Source organism: Aeromicrobium sp. PFPM2_SD2 (assembly GCF_057364525.1).
This window is the reverse complement of sequence record NZ_JBNFNZ010000259.1, coordinates 1-3,634: the sequence shown is the minus strand read 5'-3', so window position 1 is coordinate 3,634 and position 3,634 is coordinate 1. Positions and strand designations below refer to the sequence as shown.

Here is a 3,634-nt window from a genome sequence, read left to right as displayed (position 1 = left end):
GCCGCGCTGCCGCAGGCCGAGGGCCGCGTGGTCGTGCCGGCCGGGCTCTCGTTCGACGTGCCCGGTGCCACGGTCGACGACGGCAGCCTGGGCCCGTACCAGCTGGACTCCACGGTCGCGGTCGTCACCGAGGCCCGCGTCGGCATCGCCGAGACCGGCACGATCGTGCTCGACCACGGTCCCGGCCAGGGCCGTCGCGCGATCACCCTGGTGCCCGACTGGCACGTCTGCGTCGTCCGCGCCGGCCAGGTCGTCGTCGACGTCCCCGACGCGATCGCGCTGCTCGACCCGGCGCGTCCGCAGACCTGGATCAGCGGCCCGTCCGCGACCAGCGACATCGAGCTGAGCCGGGTCGAGGGCGTCCACGGCCCCCGCACCCTGCACGTCGTCGTCGTCGACTGAGGCGCGTCGTTTCCTGCCCGCCGCGCTGAGCGGTGAGCCAGCAACCCTTCGACCGGGCGGCGGTGAGCCTGCAACCGAACGAGGGCCTCGTACGGTTGCCGGCTCACCGCTCGCCGGGGGTGGACGCACGAGGGGCCCGCACCGTCGTCGGTGCGGGCCCCTGGTCGTCGCGAGGTGGTCAACGCCAGCCGAGGGCGGGCGCGACGTGCTCGAGGATGCTCTCGATGACGTGGGCGTTGTAGTCGACGCCCAGCTGGTTGGGCACCGTCAGCAGGAGCGTGTCGGCCTCGGCGACGGCGGTGTCCTCGCGCAGCTGCTCGATCAGCTGGTCCGGCTCGGCGGCGTACGTCTTGCCGAAGCGGGCCTTGCCGCCCTCGAGGAAGCCGACCTGGTCGTCGCCGCCCGAGCCGCCGAAGTACGCGTGGTCGCGCTCGTCGACGAGGGCGAAGATGCTGCGGCTGACCGACACCCGCGGGGTGCGCTCGTGGCCGGCCTTCGTCCAGGCGTCGCGGAAGCGCTGGATCTGCTCGGCCTGCAGCTCGTGGAACGGCACGCCGGTGTCCTCGGTGAGCAGCGTGGAGCTCATGAGGTTCATGCCCTGCTCGGCCGCCCACTCGGCGGTCGCGCGGGAGCCGGCACCCCACCAGATGCGGTCGCGCAGGCCGGGGGAGTGCGGCTCGATGCGCAGCTTGCCCGGCGGGTTCGGGAACATCGGGCGCGGGTTCGGCTCGGCGAAGCCCTCGCCCTTGAGGATCTCCATGAGCACCTGCGTGTGGCCGCGGGCCATGTCGGCGTCGCTCATGCCCTCGGGCGGCTCGAAGCCGAAGTACTTGTAGCCGTCGATCACCTGCTCCGGTGATCCGCGGCTCACGCCGAGCTGCAGCCTTCCGCCGGAGATGAGGTCGGCCGCGCCGGCGTCCTCGGCCATGTAGAGCGGGTTCTCGTACCGCATGTCGATGACGCCCGTGCCGAGCTCGATGCGGCTCGTCCGCGCGGCGGCCGCGGCCAGCAGCGGGAACGGCGAGGCGAGCTGGCGCGCGAAGTGGTGCACGCGGAAGTAGGCGCCGTCGGCGCCCAGCTCCTCGGCGGCCACGGCCAGGTCGACGGACTGCAGCAGGGCGTCGGCGGCCGAGCGCGTCGCCGACTGCGGCGACGGCGTCCAGTGGCCGAACGAGAGGAACCCGATGTTCTTGGTCACGCCTGCTCCAACGCACGACGGACGTCCACGATTCCGGACCCCTGTCACGACGGCAGACGCTTAGGGTAGCCTCACCTTTCGTGACCACGGCCCTGAGCGGAGACGCGCTCGTCCTCGCCTACCAGCGCTCCGTCGTCGTCCACGGCGTGTCCGTCCGGCTCGAGCCCGGCCAGGTCACCGCGCTCGTCGGCCCGAACGGCAGCGGCAAGTCCACCGTGCTGCGCTCGCTGGCCCGGCTGCACCGCGCCGAGTCCGGCGACGTCCGGCTCGACCGGGCGGGGGAGCCGCTCGACGCGCAGGCCATGACGCCGCGCGAGTTCGCCCGCCAGGTGACGCTCCTGTCGCAGTCGCGCCCGCACCCGTCCGGCCTGTCGGTGCGCGAGGTCGTCGCGTTCGGCCGCCACCCGCACCGCAAGCGGTTCGCCGGCCTCACCGACGCCGACCGCACCGCCATCGACGACGCCCTCGACATCACCGGCGTCGCGCCGATGGCCGACAAGGGCGCCCACGAGCTGTCCGGCGGCGAGCTGCAGCGCGTCTGGCTGGCCACGTGCCTGGCCCAGGACACCGACGTCGTCCTGCTCGACGAGCCGACCAACCACCTCGACCTGCGCTACCAGGTCGAGACCCTCGACCTCGTGCGCGACCTCGCCGACCGCGGCACCGCCGTCGGCGTCGTCCTGCACGACCTCAACCAGGCCGCCTCGGTCGCCGACCACGTCGTGCTGCTGCACGGCGGACGGGTCCGCGCCGCCGGCGAGCCGGCCGACGTGCTCACCGCCGAGCACGTCGCGGACGTCTACGGGCTGCCCGTCGACGTCAGCACGTCCCCCGAGACGGGACGCCTGCGCATCGAGCCGCGCAGCCGTCACCACCTGCGGCAGCGCTGAGCGCCGCCGTCCCACCACGAAGGAACCGATGAACAACCGACTCGTGCGCGCCGCCGTCGCGGCCGTGACGCTCCCCGCCCTCCTCGCCGCGTGCGGCACGACCGACACCGCGGACGACGCCACGCCGGCCGCGTCCAGCTCGGAGTCCTGCGCCGACGACAGCACGAAGACGTCGACCGAGCCGGTCTCGCTGACCGACTCCTTCGGCCGCAAGGTCGAGCTCGACAAGCCCGCCGAGCGCGTCGCCGTGCTCGAGTGGCAGCAGACCGAGGACGTCCTGAGCCTGTGCGTCAACCCGGTCGCGGTCTCCGACGGCAAGGGCTTCACGCTGTGGGACGAAGCCGAGAAGCTGCCGGCGGAGTACACCGAGATCGGCACGCGCGGCGAGCCGAACCTCAACGCGCTCTACGGCGCCAACCCCGACCTGATCATCATCGAGGCGTACACCGCCGAGGACGAGATCATCAAGCAGCTGGAGAAGCAGGACGTCCCGGTGCTGGCCACCAAGGGCGCGGACGGCGCCGACCCGATCAAGCAGATGAACGCGACCTTCGACCTCATCGCGCAGGCCACCGGCCGCGAGGAGCGCGCCGAGGTCGTCAAGGGCGAGTTCCAGGACACGCTGGCCGAGGGCAAGAAGGCGCTGGCCGACCTCGACGCGGCCGACAAGAAGTTCGTCTACTTCGACGGCTACGTCCAGGGCGGCAACGTCAGCCTGCGCCCGTTCGGCCAGGGCTCGCTCATGGGCGAGGTCGGCGAGGCGCTCGGCCTGGAGAACGTCTGGACCGGCGAGGTCGACCCGGCCTACGGCCTGGGCCAGACCGACGTCGAGGGCATGACCGCCGTCGGCGACGCGAACCTGTTCTACACCGGCACCGACGACCCCGAGTCCGACGACATCAACGCGCTGCTGCAGAAGAACGACATCTGGACGTCCCTGCCGGCCGTGAAGGAGGACCGCGCCTACGCCTTCCCGTCGGGCATCTGGACGTTCGGCGGCCCGCGCTCGGCCCAGGCCATCGTCGACGCCTACGTCGACCTGCTGACCGACTGATCCGATGGTCCAGGTGCACGACACGGCAGCCCGCCCGACTCCCTCGCCGGAGGCCGGGGCGGGCTGCCGCGGCGTCGGTCTCGGCGGCCG

4 protein-coding genes are annotated in these 3,634 nt (G+C 72.7%); 3 read left to right on the top strand and 1 reads right to left on the bottom strand.

The genetic code is table 11. The annotated features are described in order from the left end of the window. On the top strand, window positions 1-402 hold a 402-nt coding region (locus tag AC2W7G_RS11620; RefSeq protein ID WP_485868577.1), incomplete at its 5' end, for a LutC/YkgG family protein. A gap of 178 nt (window positions 403-580) precedes the next feature. Here the strand turns inward: AC2W7G_RS11620 and AC2W7G_RS11615 are convergent. After that, complete coding sequence (locus AC2W7G_RS11615) at window positions 581-1,600, bottom strand: LLM class flavin-dependent oxidoreductase (RefSeq protein ID WP_485868576.1); 1,020 nt, start codon at window positions 1,598-1,600, stop codon at window positions 581-583. A gap of 80 nt (window positions 1,601-1,680) precedes the next feature. Here AC2W7G_RS11615 and AC2W7G_RS11610 point away from each other — a divergent pair, with 80 nt between their 5' ends. Both AC2W7G_RS11610 and AC2W7G_RS11605 read left to right on the top strand, forming a co-directional pair. After that, entirely contained in the window at window positions 1,681-2,490 is an 810-nt protein-coding gene (locus AC2W7G_RS11610) for an ABC transporter ATP-binding protein (RefSeq protein ID WP_485868575.1), read from the top strand. 28 nt (window positions 2,491-2,518) lie between these two features. After that, window positions 2,519-3,544, top strand: coding sequence for an iron-siderophore ABC transporter substrate-binding protein (locus AC2W7G_RS11605; protein WP_485868574.1), 1,026 nt, complete (start codon window positions 2,519-2,521; stop codon window positions 3,542-3,544). Window positions 3,545-3,634 lie beyond the last annotated feature (90 nt).